Origin of the sequence: Citrobacter sp. C348 (assembly GCF_047467975.1) — a bacterium.
Classification (GTDB): Bacteria; Pseudomonadota; Gammaproteobacteria; order Enterobacterales; family Enterobacteriaceae; genus Citrobacter; species Citrobacter gillenii.
Genome location: NZ_JASJUJ010000014.1, coordinates 12838 through 32344, shown reverse-complemented (window position 1 = coordinate 32344; position 19507 = coordinate 12838). Strand labels below are relative to the sequence as shown.

General features: G+C 54.0%; 13 protein-coding genes. 6 read left to right on the top strand and 7 right to left on the bottom strand.

All coding sequences use genetic code 11. The annotated features are described in order from the left end of the window. The first annotated feature begins 258 nt into the window (after window positions 1-258). Together metB and metL are read left to right on the top strand one after the other, a co-directional pair. On the top strand, window positions 259-1419 hold the full coding sequence (gene metB / locus QNN86_RS21250) for a cystathionine gamma-synthase (protein WP_181618118.1): 1161 nt from the start codon (window positions 259-261) through the stop codon (window positions 1417-1419). 2 nt (window positions 1420-1421) lie between these two features. Then, window positions 1422-3854: a bifunctional aspartate kinase/homoserine dehydrogenase II gene (metL, locus tag QNN86_RS21245; RefSeq protein WP_414212299.1), complete on the top strand. Its 2433-nt coding sequence runs from the start codon at window positions 1422-1424 to the stop codon at window positions 3852-3854. A 35-nt stretch (window positions 3855-3889) separates the two neighbouring features. Here metL and QNN86_RS21240 read toward each other — a convergent pair whose 3' ends face one another. Continuing rightward, entirely contained in the window at window positions 3890-5065 is a 1176-nt protein-coding gene (locus QNN86_RS21240) for a cytoplasmic protein (RefSeq protein WP_414212298.1), read from the bottom strand. 133 nt (window positions 5066-5198) lie between these two features. On the opposite strand from QNN86_RS21240, the gene QNN86_RS21235 reads away from it, so the two are divergent. Continuing rightward, on the top strand, window positions 5199-6755 hold the full coding sequence (locus QNN86_RS21235) for a bifunctional metallophosphatase/5'-nucleotidase (protein ID WP_181618115.1): 1557 nt from the start codon (window positions 5199-5201) through the stop codon (window positions 6753-6755). Between the two features lie 38 nt (window positions 6756-6793). On the opposite strand, the gene QNN86_RS21230 is transcribed toward QNN86_RS21235, so the two are convergent. Next, on the bottom strand, window positions 6794-7171 hold the full coding sequence (locus QNN86_RS21230; RefSeq protein ID WP_181618114.1) for a carboxymuconolactone decarboxylase family protein: 378 nt from the start codon (window positions 7169-7171) through the stop codon (window positions 6794-6796). An 88-nt stretch (window positions 7172-7259) separates the two neighbouring features. On the opposite strand from QNN86_RS21230, the gene QNN86_RS21225 reads away from it, so the two are divergent. The 3 genes from QNN86_RS21225 (at window position 7260) to katG (ending at window position 11561) form a co-directional block, all read left to right on the top strand. Continuing rightward, window positions 7260-8168 carry a LysR family transcriptional regulator gene (locus tag QNN86_RS21225; RefSeq protein WP_181618113.1) on the top strand — a complete coding sequence of 303 codons (909 nt, stop codon included), beginning with the start codon at window positions 7260-7262 and terminating at the stop codon, window positions 8166-8168. Between the two features lie 157 nt (window positions 8169-8325). Next, window positions 8326-9213, top strand: a complete 888-nt coding sequence (gene metF, locus QNN86_RS21220; protein ID WP_181618112.1) for a methylenetetrahydrofolate reductase — start codon at window positions 8326-8328, stop codon at window positions 9211-9213. 167 nt (window positions 9214-9380) lie between these two features. Then, a complete protein-coding gene (gene katG, locus QNN86_RS21215; protein ID WP_181618111.1) occupies window positions 9381-11561 on the top strand; it encodes a catalase/peroxidase HPI in 2181 nt (726 codons plus the stop codon). Between the two features lie 82 nt (window positions 11562-11643). On the opposite strand, the gene gldA is transcribed toward katG, so the two are convergent. The 5 genes from gldA to ppc form a co-directional block, all read right to left on the bottom strand. Then, window positions 11644-12747 (bottom strand): bifunctional L-1,2-propanediol dehydrogenase/glycerol dehydrogenase, encoded by a 1104-nt coding sequence (gene gldA / locus QNN86_RS21210; protein ID WP_181618110.1) that lies wholly within the window; start codon window positions 12745-12747, stop codon window positions 11644-11646. A gap of 11 nt (window positions 12748-12758) precedes the next feature. Beyond that, the gene (gene fsa, locus QNN86_RS21205; protein WP_414212297.1) at window positions 12759-13421 is read right to left on the bottom strand and encodes a fructose-6-phosphate aldolase; all 663 of its coding nucleotides are present in this window, start codon (window positions 13419-13421) and stop codon (window positions 12759-12761) included. 268 nt (window positions 13422-13689) lie between these two features. After that, complete coding sequence (locus tag QNN86_RS21200; protein WP_181618108.1) at window positions 13690-14541, bottom strand: helix-turn-helix transcriptional regulator; 852 nt, start codon at window positions 14539-14541, stop codon at window positions 13690-13692. 151 nt (window positions 14542-14692) lie between these two features. After that, window positions 14693-16426, bottom strand: a complete 1734-nt coding sequence (locus QNN86_RS21195; RefSeq protein WP_182270629.1) for a phosphoethanolamine transferase CptA — start codon at window positions 16424-16426, stop codon at window positions 14693-14695. Between the two features lie 212 nt (window positions 16427-16638). Beyond that, on the bottom strand, window positions 16639-19290 hold the full coding sequence (gene ppc, locus QNN86_RS21190; protein WP_181618106.1) for a phosphoenolpyruvate carboxylase: 2652 nt from the start codon (window positions 19288-19290) through the stop codon (window positions 16639-16641). Between the last annotated feature and the right edge of the window lie 217 nt (window positions 19291-19507).

Below are 19507 nucleotides of genomic sequence, written 5' to 3'. Positions count from 1 at the left end.
TTAATCCTCTTTGTCATTAAATTTGAGGCCAGAACCTGAGCCCGGACCATAACTGTGCGTAGTTTATCGTAGTGGCGCGGCCCTGACACGAAGTTAGCCGACGCAGATGTACGCTAATGCATATAATTTTAACGGCTATTTCGAGTTTGCTCAATCTATACGCAAAGAAGTTTAGATGTCCAGATGTATTGACGGCTATTGTAACAATGATTACTCTGGAGTCTGACTCTTCACCGGCTCAGCCAGGAACTCCTCAATATGACGCGTAAACAGGCCACCATCGCAGTGCGTAGCGGATTAAATGACGACGAGCAGTACGGTTGCGTTGTCCCGCCGATTCACCTTTCCAGTACCTATAATTTCACCGGTTTCAACGAGCCTCGGGCCCATGACTATTCACGCCGCGGTAACCCGACGCGTGATGTTGTCCAGCGCGCGCTGGCGGAGCTGGAAGGTGGCGCGGGTGCGGTGCTGACCAGTACCGGTATGTCGGCGATTCACCTGGTGACGACGGTGTTCCTGAAGCCGGGCGATCTGCTGGTGGCGCCGCACGACTGTTACGGCGGCAGCTACCGCCTGTTTGACAGTCTGGCGAAGCGTGGGTGTTATCGCGTGCTGTTTGTCGATCAGGGCAATGAAGCAGCGCTGAAAGCCGCGTTGGCAGAGAAACCGAAGTTGGTGCTGGTAGAAAGCCCAAGCAACCCGCTGTTACGCGTGGTCGATATTGCGAAAATCTGCCAGTTGGCGCGTGAGGCTGGTGCGGTAAGCGTTGTCGACAACACGTTTTTAAGTCCGGCGCTGCAAAATCCACTGGCATTGGGCGCCGATCTGGTGTTGCATTCATGCACGAAATATTTAAATGGTCACTCAGACGTGGTGGCTGGCGTGGTGATTGCAAAAGATCCGGAAACGGTCACTGAGCTGGCTTGGTGGGCGAATAATATTGGCGTCACCGGCGGCGCATTTGATAGTTATCTGCTGTTGCGCGGCCTGCGTACGCTGTCACCTCGTATGGAAGTGGCACAGCGCAACGCCCAGGCGATTGTCGACTATTTGCAAACCCAGCCGCTGGTGAAAAAACTGTATCACCCGTCACTGCCGGAAAATCAGGGGCACGAGATTGCCGCGCGCCAGCAAAAAGGCTTTGGCGCGATGTTAAGTTTTGAACTGGATGGTGATGAGCAAACGCTGCGTGACTTCCTTAGCGGGTTATCATTGTTTACGCTGGCAGAATCACTGGGGGGCGTAGAAAGTTTGATCTCCCATGCCGCGACCATGACACACGCGGGGATGGCGCCAGAAGCGCGTGCTGCTGCCGGCATTTCTGAGACGCTGCTGCGTATCTCCACCGGTATTGAAGATGGCGAAGATTTAATTGCCGATCTGGAAAATGGCTTCCGGGCTGCAAACAAGGGGTAAACATGAGTGTGATTGCGCAGGCAGGGGCGAAGGGTCGTCAACTGCACAAATTTGGTGGTAGTAGTCTGGCTGACGTGAAATGTTATTTACGTGTCGCAGGCATTATGGCTGAGTACTCGCAGCCTGACGACATGATGGTTGTTTCCGCGGCGGGCAGTACCACTAACCAGTTGATTAGCTGGCTGAAGTTAAGCCAGACCGATCGCCTTTCTGCGCATCAGGTTCAGCAGGCGTTACGCCGCTATCAGAGCGAGCTTATTAGCGGTCTGTTACCACCAGACGTGGCCGATGGGCTGATTGGCGAGTTTATTCACGATCTGGAGCGCCTGGCCGGTTTACTCGACGGCGGCGTCAACGATACGGTCTACGCTGAAGTGGTGGGGCATGGTGAAGTGTGGTCAGCGCGTCTGATGTCTGCCGTACTTAACCAGCAGGGGCTGGAATCTGCCTGGCTGGATGCGCGCGAGTTTTTGCGCGCGGAACGCGGCGCTCAACCGCAGGTGGATGAAGGCCTTTCGTATCCCTTACTGCAACAGCTGCTGGCGCAGCACCCGGGTAAACGCCTGGTGGTGACCGGGTTTATCAGTCGCAGTAATGCGGGTGAAACGGTGCTGCTGGGGCGTAACGGCTCTGACTATTCCGCGACTCAGGTGGGCGCACTGGCGGGCGTTTCCCGCGTGACCATCTGGAGCGATGTCGCCGGGGTGTACAGCGCGGATCCGCGCAAAGTAAAAGATGCGTGTCTGCTGCCGTTGCTGCGCCTTGATGAAGCCAGCGAACTGGCGCGTCTGGCGGCACCGGTTCTCCATGCCCGTACCTTACAGCCGGTTTCCGGCAGCGATATTGATCTCCAGTTGCGCTGTAGCTATACGCCGGAGCAAGGATCGACGCGCATTGAACGCGTGCTGGCTTCCGGTACCGGGGCGCGTATTGTCACCAGCCATGACGACGTTTGCCTGATTGAGTTCCAGGTTCCTGCAGGCCAGGACTTTAAGCTGGCTTACAAAGATATCGACCAGATTTTAAAACGTGCGCAGGTGCGTCCGCTGGCGGTGGGCGTGCATCCTGATCGCCAACTGCTGCAATTTTGCTATACCTCCGAAGTCGCTGACGGCGCACTGAAAATTCTTGATGAAGCAGGCTTGCCGGGCGAGCTGCGTTTACGTCAGGGCCTGGCACTGGTGGCGATGGTGGGCGCTGGGGTGACGCGTAATCCGCTGCACTGCCACCGTTTCTGGCAACAACTGAAGGGCCAGCCGGTTGAGTTTACCTGGCAGTCCGAAGAGGGCATCAGCCTGGTCGCCGTGCTGCGTACCGGCCCGACAGAAAGCTTGATCCAGGGTCTGCATCAGTCAATTTTCCGCGCTGAAAAACGTATTGGCCTGGTGCTGTTTGGCAAAGGGAATATCGGTTCACGCTGGCTGGAGCTGTTTGCTCGTGAGCAGAGCACGCTGTCTGCGCGTACCGGTTTTGAATTTGTACTGGCAGGCGTGGTGGATAGCCGCCGTAGCCTGTTGAACTACGAAGGGCTGGATGCCAGCCGTGCATTGGCCTTCTTTGATGACGAGGCGGTGGAGCAGGATGAAGAGTCCCTCTTTTTGTGGATGCGCGCCCACCCGTATGATGATTTAGTGGTGCTGGACGTTACTGCCAGCGAGCAGCTGGCGGATCAGTATCTGGATTTCGCCAGCCACGGTTTTCACGTGATTAGCGCCAATAAACTGGCGGGCGCAAGCACCAGTAATAAGTATCGCCAAATTCATGATGCGTTTGAAAAAACCGGGCGTCACTGGCTGTATAACGCCACCGTGGGCGCAGGTTTACCGATCAACCATACCGTGCGCGATCTGATTGATAGCGGAGATACCATTCTGTCGATCAGCGGGATCTTCTCCGGAACGCTGTCGTGGCTGTTCCTGCAATTTGACGGTTCTGTGCCGTTTACCGATCTGGTGGATCAGGCGTGGCAGCAGGGGCTGACTGAGCCGGACCCGCGCGTTGACCTTTCTGGTAAAGATGTGATGCGCAAGCTGGTGATCCTGGCGCGTGAAGCGGGTTACGACATCGAGCCGGACCAGGTTCGCGTGGAGTCGCTGGTACCTGCGCACTGTGAAGAAGGTTCTATTGACCATTTCTTTGAAAATGGCGATGAGCTGAACGAGCAGATGGTGCAGCGTCTGGAAGCGGCGCGTGAAATGGGGCTGGTGTTGCGCTATGTGGCGCGTTTTGACGCTAACGGTAAAGCACGTGTGGGTGTTGAAGCGGTACGTCCTGAGCACCCGCTGGCGGCATTGTTGCCGTGCGATAACGTGTTCGCCATCGAAAGCCGCTGGTACCGCGATAACCCGCTGGTGATCCGTGGGCCGGGGGCGGGCCGTGATGTGACCGCCGGAGCGATTCAGTCGGATATTAATCGTCTGGCGCAGCTGCTGTAGTTTGCGTTGCCGGATGGCGCTTACGCTTATCCGGCCTACATATGACACGAACCGTAGGCCCGGTAAGCGGCAGCGCCACCGGGCAAATCGCGCCGGGTGTTCAGGATGTTGTATTGCTCCGTCAGCGTCCTTATCGTCTGAAACACAGAATGGGCAGAGTAACGCGCGCTTTGCTGAAGTCCCGTTTGTTGCTGCAACCAGGCGAGAAAATGATGACTTGCCGTCAGTGTTATTGACGCCCTTTCTTCAACCTGCCCCTCTGTTAACAGACACACCATTTTACGGTTAGTGCCTTGTTGCCAAATCTGCCACTGGTTTCGCCACCATCCCTGATACGTTTTACCCCGCAGCTGCCAGGGGAGTGGACACGTATTGTCATCGATCTCTTCATCAATAAACCACAGCGAGGCGCGGTGCTCGCGAAACTGTTCCGCCCATGCGGTAATTGCGGCGCCGCGTAGAAAACATTCGTGGGTGATAATGTGCGTTTTTACCTGCGGCCAGAGATGGCTCAGTACCCGAAAATGGCCGTGCGCGGCAATGACCGGGCGCAAAATAGCGCCGCTGACGTTGCGTTTGAGTTCGGCGCTGCCGTACTGGATTTCATCAAATTGGCTGCGGCGTAAAAACTGACTTTCTCGTTGGCTTACTCTCTCAACAATATCGTCATGCGTTGCAGTTGCCTCGCCGATGCCGCGCCAGCGGTAACGCAATGTGTCACCAATGGGATAGGGGGTATAATTGCTGGAAACATGCAGAATATTGCCACGAATAGCATCAAAGCTGAGCAATATATAAAGTTTCTGGTCGGCGCTGGCGCCTTGAAAAGGCACGATCAACGGAACCGTCGCGATTTGTTCTGGCGGCTCAATAGATGTGAGCGGCTGTCGTTTGGGCGTCCAGACCTTTTTACACGCCCGACACTGAACGCGCTGACTGCCCTGAGGATTCCGGCCATAGCGGATTGGGTCCCGTTGGTAACAACTTGGGCAAAAATGACCGCTATTAGCTGCAGAGTCCGCTAAATAGGTCGACAGCCAGAGTCGGAACTGTTCCTCGTTAAACAGCGGCGGATAACTCCCGCATGCCCGGCAGTGCAGCGCGGCATACCCCAGCCGATAATCTGGCCGATCGTAATCTGGTGAGCTTGGCAGCCCCAGATTGCGACAGCCAAATGACTTGCAGCAATTGATGGTGAACAAAGAAGACATCTTATTACCAACGATTTTTAATGGTCGTTGATTTTGACCTGCAACTATCACCAGTAGATGTGAGTTTTCTCACATAAAAAAACCTTTCAGAACGTAACGTAGCGAATCTTTATATGACTGAAAGGGATTGATTATGAAGTTAAAAATGCTTGCTGTTGGTGTGCTGGTATCACTGCCATTATGGGCGTCGGCGAAAGATGTGACGATCATCTACACCAACGATCTCCATGCCCACGTTGAACCTTATAAGGTGCCGTGGATTGCCAATGGCGCACGTGATATTGGCGGTTGGGCGAATATCACGACGATGGTTAAACAGGAAAAGGCCAGCAATAAAGCGACCTGGTTTTTTGATGCGGGTGATTACTTTACGGGGCCTTACATCAGCAGTATGACCAAGGGTAAAGCCATTATCGATATTATGAACACCATGGACTTTGATGCCGTTACGATGGGCAATCATGAGTTCGATCATGGCTGGGACAACACGCTGCTGCAACTCAGCCAGGCAAAATTCCCGATTGTTCAGGGCAATATCTTTTACCAGAACAGCAGCAAAATGTTCTGGGATAAGCCGTATACCATCATCGAAAAAGAGGGCGTGAAGATTGGCGTGATTGGTATACACGGCGTGTTTGCTTTTGATGATACGGTTGCCGCAACAAGGCGGGTAGGCATTGAAGCGCGTGATGAAGTGAAGTGGCTGCAACGCTATATTGATGAGCTGAAAGGCAAAGTGGATCTGACCGTGGCACTGATCCATGAAGGCACGCCTGCGCGTCAGTCCAGCCAGGGGAGTACCGATGTGCGCCGTGCGTTGGATAAAGACATCCAGACCGCGGGTCAGGTGCATGGGTTGGATATCCTGATTACCGGGCATGCGCATGTCGGGACGCCGGAGCCGATTAAAGTGGGCAATACGCTGATCCTGTCTACCGACAGCGGCGGCATTGATGTCGGTAAACTGGTGCTGGATTATCAGGATAAACCGCACCAGTTTACCGTGAAAAACTTCGAGCTGAAGACCATTTTTGCCGATGAATGGCAGCCCGACCCGCGGACGAAGCAGGTGATTGATGGCTGGAATAAAAAGCTCGATCAGGTTGTTAAGCAAACCATTGCTCAGACGCCGGTTGAGTTAACCCGCGCTTACGGCGAGTCGTCCCCGCTGGGAAATCTGGCGGCGGATGCGCTGCTGGTGGCGGCAGGTAAAGATTCCCAGTTAGCGCTAACTAACTCAGGTGGCATCCGCAGTGAAATTCCGGCCGGTGCGATCAGCCTGGGGGCGATTATCAGCGCATTCCCGTTCTCTAATGAACTCGTCACGATGGAGTTAACCGGCAAGCAATTACGTATCTTGATGGAGCACGGTGCGGGCTTAAGCAACGGCGTGTTGCAGGTATCCAAAGGGCTGGAGATGAAATACGACAGCAGCAAGCCTGTCGGTCAGCGGGTCACTGTATTAACGTTAAACGGCAAACCGATTGAGGATGCTACGGTTTACCATATTGCGACCAGTAGCTTCCTGGCTGATGGTGGCGATGGTTTTAGCGCATTTACTGAAGGTAATGAGCGTAAGACATCGGGGGGCTACGATATTTCAAATGCGATTGTTGATTACTTCAAAGCGGGTAATACCCTGACGGATGAACAACTGAAAGGCATGCGTGTGGAGGATGTGAAACCGTAACGAGTTCAGGCCAGCAGAGTATCCGCTGGCCTGTTATTTTAACCTTTGTGCGAGGCAAACACCTCTTTTGCGGCGAACAGCCCGTTCAGCGCAGCGGGAAAGCCCGCATATACTGCCATCTGCATCATCACTTCAGTAATCTCCTCTTGCGTTAACCCCACGTGCAGCGCGGCGGCAATGTGCACTTTCAGCTGCGGTGCGGCATTTCCCAGCGCCGTGAGCGCGGCGACGGTGGCTATTTCCCGACTGCGTAAATCCAGCCCTGGGCGGGAGTAGATGTCGCCAAAAGAAAACTCGATCAGGTAGCGGGCGAAGTCCGGCGCAATCTCTTTCAGGCTCTCAACGACGGCGTCGCCGCCTTTACCATCAACCTGTTGCAACATGTTCTGTCCGGTAATAAAGCGTTCTGAATGCATGATAATTCCCTCGGTAGTTACAGTATGACGAGAGAATAGGGCGCGCAGAATGATTTGGATAATACCGATTCCGTGATACCTTTTCGGTATGACTGCTTCCCCGCTTCACTCTCTGGATATCCGCCTGCTGCACTACTTTGCGGTGGTGGCACAAGAGAACAATATGAGCCGCGCGGCGCAGCGCTTGTTTATGTCGCAACCGCCGCTCAGCCGCCATATTCGCCAGCTTGAAGATCGGCTGGGAGTGACGCTTTTTATCCGTCATACCAAAGGTCTGACGCTCACGGATGAAGGCGCGCGCGTACTGGAGATTGTCCGCCCGTTGTTGGCACAACAAGATGAAACGTATGCGCAATTGAGCAAGCTTGGACAAACCGGTACACAGTCGCTACGCTTTGGATTGACTACCGCATTTGAGCAGGGGATTTTCGCCTCGCTGGAAAGCCAACTCGCGACGCGCGTTGAGGCGTTGAATATTGTGCGTCATGGCTCGCCGGAGTTAGTGCGTCAGGTACGGCGTGGAAAACTGGATGCGGCCCTGGTGGCGTTGCCGCTGGAGATCGCCGGACTCACCGTGATCCCGCTGGCCTGGCAGGAACCGTTAATTGCCGCCCTACCTGCCCACTGGCCGGAAGCTGATGCCGATTTGCTGGCGCTCCGCGCGCTTAATTCTCGACCTTTGTTTTGGTTTAAGCGTGAGCGAAACCCGACGTTCTTCGACTACACGCGCGCTATTTTCCGCCACGCAGGCTACTCGCCTGTTTGTATTGAAGAGCCGCTGGAGCATGATGTTCTGCTCGCGCGTATTGCGCGTGGCGAGGGTGTGAGCCTGTTTCCGGCATCGTTTGCAGCTATCCAGCGGCAGGGGGTGGTTTTTCGTCCGCTATGCGACACGGAATTGTGCATCACTGTCGGACTGATATTACCGCCTGAACAAGAATCTCGCCTGCAATGGCTTCCCTCGTTACTATCGGAATCCCTTCTGTCAGCACGCTAAAGTGAATTATTTTCATCTTCACTGAGTATTCCTCACCTTTAACGATGATTTTTATGTTGACGTTACTGTGCTTTTCCGTCATTTTTACATCTAGACGTCTAAACGTATAGCAGTTCACAACACAACATATAACGACAAAAGATTGATGAGGTAAGGTATGAGCTTTTTTCACGCCAACCAGCGGGAAGCCCTGAATCAGAGCCTGGCTGAAGTCCAGGGTCAGATTAACGTTTCGTTTGAGTTTTTCCCGCCGCGCACCAGTGAAATGGAGCAAACACTGTGGAACTCAATCGATCGCCTGAGCAGTCTGAAGCCTAAGTTTGTCTCCGTAACCTACGGCGCAAACTCCGGTGAGCGTGACCGCACGCACAGCATCATTAAAGGGATTAAGGATCGTACCGGCCTTGAAGCTGCTCCGCATCTGACCTGTATTGATGCCACTCGCGATGAGCTGCGTACCATTGCTCAGGATTACTGGAACAACGGTATTCGCCATATTGTTGCCCTGCGCGGTGACCTGCCGCCAGGCGGCGGTAAGCCGGATATGTATGCAACCGATCTGGTTGGGTTACTCAAAGAGGTGGCTGACTTTGATATCTCTGTTGCGGCCTACCCGGAAGTACACCCGGAAGCGAAAAGCGCCCAGGCCGATCTGCTCAACCTAAAACGTAAAGTCGATGCCGGGGCGAACCGCGCGATCACCCAGTTCTTCTTCGACGTGGAAAGTTATCTGCGTTTTCGTGACCGCTGTGTGACGGCGGGTATCGATGTGGAAATTATCCCGGGTATCCTGCCTGTCTCTAACTTTAAGCAGGCGAAAAAATTCGCTGACATGACCAATGTGCGCATCCCTTCCTGGATGTCGACGATGTTTGACGGTCTGGATGATGATGCGGAAACCCGCAAGCTGGTGGGCGCTAACATTGCCATGGACATGGTGAAGATTTTAAGCCGTGAAGGGGTGAAAGATTTCCATTTCTATACGCTCAATCGCGCCGAGATGAGCTACGCGATATGCCATACGCTGGGCGTCAGGCCTGCTTAATTGTAACATCAGCCCTCTACGGAGGGCTTTTTGTTGATCATTTTGATCTACATCTCTGTAACTAAAAATATAAAAGGATTTAGCTATCGAATCTGTGGGTTTTTTCGACTATATCTTATCTCTGGTGGTGTATATCGTAGCTAGAACACTGTAAAGGGAGCATATAGATGAGCATGTCCGACGATAGCCAAAACGCATCAACTGCCGGTAAGTGTCCTTTCCATCAAGGAGGTCACGATCCCAGCGCGGGAGCAGGAAGAAATAACCGCGACTGGTGGCCGAATCAACTCCGCGTAGACCTTTTGAACCAACACTCCAACCGTTCGAACCCATTGGGTGAAGATTTCAATTACCGCAAAGAATTTAGCAAACTCGACTATTCTGCCCTGAAAGGGGATCTCAGAGCCCTCCTGTCCGAATCTCAACCGTGGTGGCCCGCTGACTGGGGCACGTATGCCGGTTTGTTTATCCGTATGGCATGGCACGGCGCAGGGACCTATCGCTCCATTGATGGACGCGGTGGCGCAGGTCGCGGACAGCAGCGTTTTGCACCACTGAACTCCTGGCCGGACAACGTGAGCCTGGATAAAGCCCGTCGTCTGTTGTGGCCTGTTAAGCAAAAGTATGGTCAGAAAATTTCCTGGGCCGACCTGTTTATCCTCGCGGGTAACGTGGCGCTGGAAAACTCCGGCTTCCGTACCTTTGGCTTTGGTGCCGGTCGTGAAGACGTATGGGAGCCGGATCTGGATGTGAACTGGGGTGACGAAAAAGCCTGGTTGACGCACCGCCATCCGGAAGAGCTGGCGAAAGCCCCGCTGGGTGCGACTGAGATGGGACTTATCTACGTGAACCCGGAAGGGCCGGATCACAGCGGTGAACCGCTTTCCGCGGCAGCAGCGATTCGTGCCACCTTCGGCAATATGGGGATGAATGACGAAGAAACCGTGGCGCTGATTGGCGGTGGTCATACGTTGGGTAAAACCCACGGTGCAGGTCCTGCATCGCACGTCGGCCCCGATCCAGAATCGGCACCGATTGAGGCCCAGGGCTTAGGTTGGGCCAGCAGCTACGGTAGCGGTGTGGGCGCAGACAACATCACCTCCGGTCTGGAAGTGGTCTGGACGCAAACGCCGACCCAGTGGAGCAACTATTTCTTCGAGAACCTGTTCAAATACGAATGGGTACAGACCCGCAGCCCGGCCGGTGCTATCCAGTTTGAAGCGGTCGATGCTCCTGAAATTATTCCGGATCCGTTTGATCCGTCGAAAAAACGTAAGCCGACGATGCTGGTTACCGATCTGACGCTGCGTTTTGATCCGGAATTCGAGAAGATCTCCCGTCGTTTCCTCAACGATCCGCAGGCGTTTAACGAAGCCTTTGCTCGCGCGTGGTTTAAACTGACGCACCGGGATATAGGGCCAAAATCACGTTACATTGGACCTGAAGTCCCGCAGGAAGATCTGATTTGGCAGGATCCGCTGCCGCACGCGTTCTTCAACCCAAGCGAAGAAGATATCCTAAACCTGAAGGCGACGATTGCGGCTTCCGGGCTTTCCGTGGGCGAGTTGGTGTCGGTGGCATGGGCTTCTGCGTCAACGTTCCGCGGGGGTGACAAACGCGGTGGGGCTAACGGGGCGCGCCTGGCGCTGAATCCGCAGCGCGGCTGGGATGTGAATGCGACGGCAGCCCGCGTTCTGCCGGTGCTGGAAGGTATTTATAAATCCGCGCATACCGCCTCATTGGCCGATATCATCGTGCTGGCCGGTGTTGTAGGTGTAGAGCAGGCGGCAAGCGCGGCGGGTGTCAGCATCAATGTACCTTTTGCGCCGGGCCGTGTGGATGCGCGTCAGGATCAGACCGACATTGAGATGTTTGAACTGCTCAAGCCGATTGCCGATGGTTTCCGTAATTATCGTTCCCGCCCTGAGGTGTCGACCACCGAGTCGCTGCTGATCGATAAAGCGCAGCAGCTGACGTTAACCCCGCCGGAAATGACCGTACTGGTGGGCGGTATGCGCGTGCTGGGAACCAACTTCGATGGCAGCCAGCATGGCGTCTTTACCGATCGTCCTGGCGTACTCAGCACTGACTTCTTTGTCAATCTGCTGGATATGCGTCACGAATGGAAGGCGGTTGATGCGTCACAGGAGCTGTTTGAAGGTCGCGACCGTCTGAGCGGCGAAGTGAAGTACACCGCAACCCGCGCTGACCTGGTGTTTGGCTCTAACTCGGTCCTGCGTGCTGTGGCTGAAGTGTATGCCTGCAGTGATGCCCACGAGAAGTTTGTGAAAGACTTTGTCGCGGCATGGGTGAAAGTAATGAATCTGGACCGTTTCGACCTGCAGTAAAGAAAAAGGCCGGAGGGTGTTCACGCTTCCCCGGCCAGGCATACAAAAAATCCCCGCAATCGCGGGGATTTTTATTGGTCGCTTATTCCCACTCTTGCAGGAATCGCTGACCGTACTGATCTGCCACCAGCAGCGCGGCGTAAACCTGATCCGGCGTGGCACCGCCAGGCATGTTGTGAATGGTTTCGCCTTCGGCACAGGCCGCTTCGGCCACGATGCGCATTTTGGCCGGAATATCCTGCTTGATATCCAGTTGGGCAAGGGTGATTGGCAGACCAACGGAGTGGCACAGTGCCGCCACGGTTTCAATTTCTTCTACCGGCGCATTTTCCAGCACTAATTGCGTTAACGTACCGAACGCCACTTTTTCACCGTGATAATAGTGATGTGCATCCGGGATGGCCGTCAGGCCGTTGTGAATAGCATGCGCTGCGGCCAGCCCACCGCTTTCAAAACCGACGCCGCTCAGGTAGGTGTTGGCTTCAATCACGCGCTCCAGCGCCGGGGTCACTACATGCTGCTCGGCGGCCAGCATCGCTTTTTCGCCTTCTTCGATCAGCGTGTTGTAGCACAATTCGGCCAGCGCCAGTGCCGCCTGAGTACACTGACCACCGGCCATGGTGGTGGCGCCGCTGCGTGAACAGGCGCGGGCTTCAAACCAGGTTGCCAGCGCATCGCCAATGCCGGCGGCAAGTAAACGAGCCGGTGCTCCCGCGACAATTTTGGTATCCACAATGACCCGGTCCGGGTTGTTCGGCAGCAGCAGATAGCGATCGAATTCACCGGCATCGGTGTAAATCACCGATAATGCGCTGCACGGTGCATCGGTTGAGGCAATCGTCGGCGCAATGGCGACCGGCACGCCCATAAAGTGGGCCAGCGCTTTGGCGGTATCCAGCGTTTTACCGCCGCCAATGCCGAGTACCGCGCCACACTGCGCTTGTTCCGCGACGCCGCGCAGGCGATTGATTTCGTGTTGTGAACATTCGCCGCCAAACGGGGCGATTTCCAGCGCCAGACCGGCATCCTGGAAGCTTTTTTCCAGGGCGGGTTGGGCAAAGCCTAAGACAAATTTGTCTCCAACAACCAGCCAGCGTTCCGCCAGCGGTTTGAGGTAGCTGCCAAGACGAGTAATAACATCGGCACCCTGGATGTATTTACCCGGTGATTGAATAATGCGATCCATACGTTATCTCCTTAAAGAGTGATCCGACCAAATGCGTTGTTCCAGTCCTGCTCAAACTTCTCTATTGCTGACTCTACCGCAGGGGTATTGAGCATTTGTTGCGCTACATCTAATGGCAGGGTGATTGCTTCACATCCTGCCAGTAAGCAATCCAGTGCCTGGCGTGGCGTTTTAAAACTGGCCGCCAGCACCATGCTGTCTGGCGCATGTAAACCCAGCAATGTTTGCAGCTCCTGTACCGTGCGGATACCGTCCCCGCCCTGGGCGTCAACACGGTTTACATAAGGCGCGACATATTTTGCCCCCGCCAGCGCAGCCAGTAGCCCTTGCGCTGCGCTGTACACGGCGGTGCCCAGCGTAGTGATGCCTTCTTTTTTCAACATCTTGATCGCGGCCAGACCTTCGGCGGTGACCGGGATTTTCACCACGATCCCCGGCACGGCGTGGCTCAGGCGCTTAGCTTCTTCCACCATACCCTGCGCATCCCGGCTCATGGTCTGAGCAAACAAAATGCCGTCCTTGCCGATAGCATTTTTCAGGCGCGGCAACACATCCCAGATGGGCTCTTTACTTGCCGCTACGATGCTCGGGTTGGTGGTGACGCCAGCAATCGGGAAGATGCGTGCCAGACGTTCGACTTCCGCCACGTTGGCGGTATCCAGGTACAGTTCCATACAAAACACCCTCTTAATATTCGGTTAGCCGCCCGTTGCCGGAATGCTGTTCTGCGTACAGGATAAGAGCGTTTTACAGTCGTGCGCTATCTGACAAATCTGCCAAAAACTGGATAAATGTAATGTATCTGTCAAAGTGAGAGATACATCACATGTTAATTAGCTATGGGTTTATTCTGGGGTATAGAGAGTTTTGAGGGTTCTTGTATATTACAAAAATCCAGTAAATGATGGATTTGTGCTCAGTCTGTGTCGCTACGCAACGGCTTCACTGCCGATGTGCCTCTTTCTCCGTTAACTGGCTGTGATATTGCCGACGATACTCTGACGGTGAACGTTCTGTATTTTTACGAAACAGGCGACAGAAGTAGTTACTGTCGACAAACCCACAGGTGTGCGCCACTTCTTTCACCTTCAGGTCGTAACCCTTCAGCAGTGCCTTGGCGTGTTCCAGTCGCGTATGGTTCAGGTACTCGTTAAAACCGATAGCACCCGTTTTCTGAAACAGGTGTGAGAGGTAATTCGGTGAAATGTAGAACGCCTGGGCGACGGATTCACGGGTCAGTGGCGAGGCGTAGCGTTCGTCGATATAGTCGCGAATAGCGTCGAAAAGCGCCTGACTGCGCGACGCGGTCTGGATCTGGCTGCCCAGCAGATCGCGACAGTGGCTTAACAGACTGGCGACGATCAGCCTGGCCGTTTGTTGCTCCTGTGGCTGCATCTGCATCTCATGCAGCGTTTGCAGCAGGAAGGAGCCAATACGCGGTCCGCGCCGCGCAACGTGTTGTTTGGCGAGGTTTTGAAATTGTTTTCCATCCCACTGAACGATGCTGAAACCTAACTGCTGTTTGCCGAACAGGATGCTGAGTGTGGTGACCGGCGTGTGCCACTGCGGGAGATTCCAGCCACCTGCCGGGACGTACAGCACATCACCAGAGGTAAGTTTGTTTCCGATGCTGACATCAGCAAACTCGCCTTCCAGTACAATTTCCAGCCGGGGAAAATCAACCTGATAGGCTAATTCCGGCATTGAGACGTTGGTGCTGGCGAAACACACCTGCCGCAGCGGGAGGGGACCGTTAATCAGGCGGGAGAGAAGGTGGCTGACGTCGTGATACATGTTGATCCCTTGCAGGCAGCAGACAAGGTCACAGTAACGTTGAAAGCAACCGCCCTCAAGTGATTATTGCCGGATGGCGGCTAATGCCTTATCCGGCCTACAAGTCATTGCGAGCTGTAGGTCGGATAAGCGTAGCGCATCCGGCAGACTGTTATTGATTACCGATTTGATCGCCGTAAGGCAGAGTATCGTAATCAATCAGGGCGTTTTTCTTGTATGGATTACCAATCCAGCGGGTTGTCTCTTTGAACTGCGGGTTGGTAATGGCACGCGTCGGGTCGAATCCATCGTAGGTCAAGCCAGCTAAATCAGACCAGGTATGAATAAGTTCAGAGCTGCTGTACTTACGATCAACGCCTTGCGAGAAGTCACGCGGATGTACGGCCTGCCATTTTTCAGAGGTCCATAGCAGGAACGGTACCGTATACATATGGCGCGTTGGGTTGTCTTCATTACGCCCCTGCGTTTTATGCGGCGGCGTGTCATACACCTCTTCGCCATGGTCGGAGAAGTAGAGCAGGAAGCCGTTTGGATCGGTGGCTTTGTAGTCGTTAATCAGGCTGGCAATGATGTGGTCGTTATACACATTGGCGCTGTCGTAATCGTTATAGGCTTCCAGCTCATCGCTGTTCAGTCCTGCAGGAACGTGGTCGATATTGTTGTCGAATTTCCCCTGGCCATCCGGATAGCGGAATTTGTACTTAATATGCGTTCCCAGCAGATGAACAATGATAAATTTTTTCGGCGCCGGATCGGCCAGTACCTCTTTAAACGGCGCCAGCACGTTGCTGTCGTATTCACGCGCACTTTGGGTGCGCTGTTGGTTCATATAGAACTGCTTATCCGTCTGTTTGGAAAACACGGTCAACATGGTGTTACGGGCGGTCATGGTTTGCTGGTTGGTGATCCAGAAGGTCTTATACCCCGCCTGTTTCATCATGTTCATCAGCGACGGCTGTGTCAGATATAAATCCGGGTTCTTCTCGTTAGCAAAGGTCAGCGCCTGCTGCAGGATTTCAATGGTGTACGGACGTGAGGTCACGACATTATTGAATACGGTCAGGTTAGGATCGGATTTGTGCAGCGCGTCCAGTTCCGGCGTGGTTTCGCGCGGGTAACCGTACAGACTCATGCGTCCACGCTGAGTCGACTCACCAATTACCAGCACCAGCGTGCGCGGGGCATCGCCAGAGTTGTCTTTAAAGTGTGCTAGCGGCGGCAGCGCATTATTCTCATTCAGCAGACTGTTCAATGAGGTCAGCTGTTGACGATATTGATAATAGCCAGAAATAAACTGCCACGGCGCAGCGGGTTCCATACGTGAGGCAAGACCGTTCAGTGTTCGCTCAAAAGGTTTATGCTTAATAAACGTATTGACGGCCATCGGGTGCAGAATCAAACCGTATAACAGCGCAAACGACACCAGATAACGCCAGGGGGAGGGAATATAAACCGGGCGCAGGCGCGTCCACAGCAGAATCGCCACGGCGGTATAGGCCAGCGCGATGAAGACAATCTTGAGGCTGAAATACTGGCTTAAATATTCACTGGCTTCGTTGGCATTGGTCTCAAACATCACGTACAGCACGCTCTGTGAGAACTCCTGCCCGTAAATGACGTAATAGCTTAGTGCGGCGAGTGACGCTGCCCACAGCACGACGCCAATGATGGCGGCAATAATACGGATACGATTGGGAAATAAAAATACCGGGATCAACCATAGCGAACTGAATAATATCGAGTCGCGTAATCCATTCGTGCCGCTGTAACCACTAAAATAGATAATGGCCTGCAGTAATGAAGAAAAAAACCAAAAATAGAGAAGTGCCCAACCCAGGGCCTTCCAGCTAAACGGGGGTTTAGACTGGGATGATAAGGAGTGCATAGTGTGAGCCTGTCATTAATCGTGTCGCCAAGAGTAGCGGCTAAATCTTAAGGGGATCTGAAGCATTGTGATATTAAAAACGCTTCTTGTTGATGATTCATTTATGAAGTGAAGAATGAATCAAAGAAGAAATATATTTGAAATGAAGTGGTTATGACAAGCGATTTTGAGGTCACCCTCGCGCAATAGCACGAGGGTGACAGAGGACTCACTTAACCGGTATTACGCATTCCCGCAGCGACACCGGCGATGGTGACCATCAGCGCTTGTTCAACGCGCGGATCGGGAGCTTCACCGTGTTCTTCTGCCAGACGCGAACGGTGTAACAGTTCAGCCTGTAGCACGTTCAGCGGATCGGTATAAATATTCCTTAACTGAATCGACTCGGCAATCCACGGCAGGTCGGCCATCAAATGTGAGTCGTTGGCGATGGCCAGCACCACGTTGATGTCGGCCTCCAGACGGTGGCGCAGTTCTTCACCCAACGGCCATAGCTCTTTTTTGACCAGACGCTGATCGTAGTATTCCGCCAGCCACAGGTCCGCTTTCGAGAACACCATTTCCAGCATGCCAAGGCGCGTGGAGAAGAATGGCCAGTCGCGGCACATCGCTTCAAGTTCGCTCTGTTTACCGTCTTCAACCACTTTTTGCAGTGCGGTACCTGCGCCCAGCCAGGCCGGGAGCATCAGGCGGTTTTGTGTCCAGGCGAAGATCCACGGAATGGCACGCAAAGACTCTACCCCACCGGTCGGACGGCGCTTAGCTGGACGTGAGCCGAGCGGTAATTTACCCAGTTCCTGCTCGGGAGTTGCTGAGCGGAAGTAAGGTACAAAGTCTTTGTTCTCACGCACGTAACCACGGTACAGCTTGCAGGAGATATCTGACAGCTCATCCATAATATGGCACCAGCTGTCTTTCGGTTCCGGCGGTGGTAGCAGGTTGGCTTCCAGGATCGCGGCGGTGTACAGAGACAGGCTGCTGATGGTCACTTCTGGCAGACCGTATTTGAAGCGGATCATCTCACCCTGCTCAGTGACGCGCAGTCCGCCTTTCAGGCTGCCGGGTGGTTGGGAGAGCAGTGCCGCATGGGCCGGAGCGCCGCCGCGGCCGATAGATCCCCCCCGGCCGTGGAACAACGTCAGTTCAATGCCGGCTTTTTCGCAGGTTTTGATCAACGCATCCTGCGCCTGATATTGCGCCCAGGACGCCGCCATCACGCCAGCGTCTTTTGCGGAATCAGAGTAGCCAATCATGACCATCTGCTTGCCCTGAATCAGACCGCGGTACCAGTCGATATTCAACAACTGAGTCATTACATCGTCAGCATTGTTGAGGTCGTCCAGCGTTTCAAACAGCGGCGCTACCGGCATGGTAAAACCGATGCCAGCTTCTTTCAGTAACAGGTGAACGGCCAGCACATCCGACGGTGTTTTTGCCATCGAGATCACGTAGGCAGCAATAGAACCATGAGGTGCTTCGGCAATCACCCGACAGGTATCGAGGACTTCGCGGGTATCGTTACTCGGTTCCCAGCTGCGCGGCAGCAGTGGACGTTTGGAGTTCAGTTCGCGGATCAGGAAGGCCTGTTTGTCTGCTTCTGACCAGCTTTCGTAGTCGCCAATGCCCAGGTAACGGGTCAGTTCGCCCAGCGCTTCGGTATGACGGGTACTTTCCTGACGAATATCGATACGCACCAGCGGGACGCCAAAACATTTCACCCGGCGCAGGGTATCGAGCAGTTCGCCATTGGCGATGATGCCCATACCGCAGGCTTGCAGCGACTGATAACACGCGTACAGCGGTTCCCATAGCTGTTCGTTTTGTGTCAGCAGACCTGCAGGTTTCGGCAATTTTTCGCCTTTCAGACGCGCTTCCAGCCAGGCCTGGGTCGTCATCAGACGCGAACGGAGCATTTTCATCAGATGGCGATAGGGTTCTGCCGCGCCTTCTTCACCCACCAGCGCTAATAGCTCAGGTGTGGCTTCGACCATCGACAGTTCAGAAACCAGAAACTGGATGTCTTTCAGGAACAGATCGGTCGCTTTCCAGCGGCTGAGCAGCAGCACGTGGCGGGTGATATCTGCCGTTACGTTCGGGTTACCGTCACGGTCACCGCCCATCCACGAGGTGAATCGGACCGGGACAAAATCGACGGGCAGCTTGTAGTTCAGATGCGCTTCCAGCTGTTCATTCAGTTCACGCAGATAGTTCGGTACACCTTCCCACAGGCTATTTTCAACCACGGCGAAGCCCCATTTGGCTTCATCAACCGGGCTGGGACGCAGTTTACGGATTTCATCCGTGTGCCATGATTGGGCGATTAGCTGGCGCAGGCGGCGCATCAACTGGTGGCGTTCGTAATCGACGATGTCTTTGTTATCAAGCTGCTTGAGGCATGCGTTAACCTCACCCATTTTATGAATCAACGTACGGCGGGTGATTTCGGTTGGGTGTGCGGTCAGGACCAGCTCCAGAGAGAGCGATTCCACGGCTTTTTTGATTGTCGCTTCATCGAGGTTGGGCTGGTCTTTCAGTTTACGCAGGGTACGGGCAATCACTTCCGGGTTGCTGGCAGCTTCGCCTTTTGGCGAAATGCTGTGGTACTGTTCGGCGGTATTGGCCAGGTTCAGGAACTGACTAAACGCACGGGCAACTGGCAACAGCTCGTCGTTAGACAGATTCTGCAGCGTAGTGAGCAGTTCCTGACGGTTCGCTTCATTGCCAGCGCGGGATGATTTAGACAGCTTACGGATTGTTTCTACGCGATCGAGAATGTTCTCTCCCAGCGCATCCTTGATGGTTTCTCCCAGCACTTTGCCGAGCATACTGACATTACTACGCAACGCGGAATATTGTTCGTTCATTAACCCAGACACCCCATCTTTAATTTATGCGTCCTAATATCCCACGCTGAAGCAAAGTGAAATTTTTCGGACTTAACTTTTTAGCCGTCTTTTATAAAGCCACGTAAAACACCTGACGTCAATTGCTGCGAAATCGGTTCAGCAAACGAAAAAATGGCGGGAATTTATTAAAGTTAATTCGCATCGTGCCAAATAAGAAATGCTTATGAACATGTGA

What these genes read in the sequence shown, in the direction of transcription:
- metB (WP_181618118.1), top strand. Translation starts at nt 259, where the DNA reads ATGACGCGTAAACAGGCCACCATCGCAGTGCGTAGCGGATTAAATGAC.
- metL (WP_414212299.1), top strand. Translation starts at nt 1,422, where the DNA reads ATGAGTGTGATTGCGCAGGCAGGGGCGAAGGGTCGTCAACTGCACAAA.
- QNN86_RS21240 (WP_414212298.1), bottom strand. Translation starts at nt 5,065, where the DNA reads ATGTCTTCTTTGTTCACCATCAATTGCTGCAAGTCATTTGGCTGTCGC.
- QNN86_RS21235 (WP_181618115.1), top strand. Translation starts at nt 5,199, where the DNA reads ATGAAGTTAAAAATGCTTGCTGTTGGTGTGCTGGTATCACTGCCATTA.
- QNN86_RS21230 (WP_181618114.1), bottom strand. Translation starts at nt 7,171, where the DNA reads ATGCATTCAGAACGCTTTATTACCGGACAGAACATGTTGCAACAGGTT.
- QNN86_RS21225 (WP_181618113.1), top strand. Translation starts at nt 7,260, where the DNA reads ATGACTGCTTCCCCGCTTCACTCTCTGGATATCCGCCTGCTGCACTAC.
- metF (WP_181618112.1), top strand. Translation starts at nt 8,326, where the DNA reads ATGAGCTTTTTTCACGCCAACCAGCGGGAAGCCCTGAATCAGAGCCTG.
- katG (WP_181618111.1), top strand. Translation starts at nt 9,381, where the DNA reads ATGAGCATGTCCGACGATAGCCAAAACGCATCAACTGCCGGTAAGTGT.
- gldA (WP_181618110.1), bottom strand. Translation starts at nt 12,747, where the DNA reads ATGGATCGCATTATTCAATCACCGGGTAAATACATCCAGGGTGCCGAT.
- fsa (WP_414212297.1), bottom strand. Translation starts at nt 13,421, where the DNA reads ATGGAACTGTACCTGGATACCGCCAACGTGGCGGAAGTCGAACGTCTG.
- QNN86_RS21200 (WP_181618108.1), bottom strand. Translation starts at nt 14,541, where the DNA reads ATGTATCACGACGTCAGCCACCTTCTCTCCCGCCTGATTAACGGTCCC.
- QNN86_RS21195 (WP_182270629.1), bottom strand. Translation starts at nt 16,426, where the DNA reads ATGCACTCCTTATCATCCCAGTCTAAACCCCCGTTTAGCTGGAAGGCC.
- ppc (WP_181618106.1), bottom strand. Translation starts at nt 19,290, where the DNA reads ATGAACGAACAATATTCCGCGTTGCGTAGTAATGTCAGTATGCTCGGC.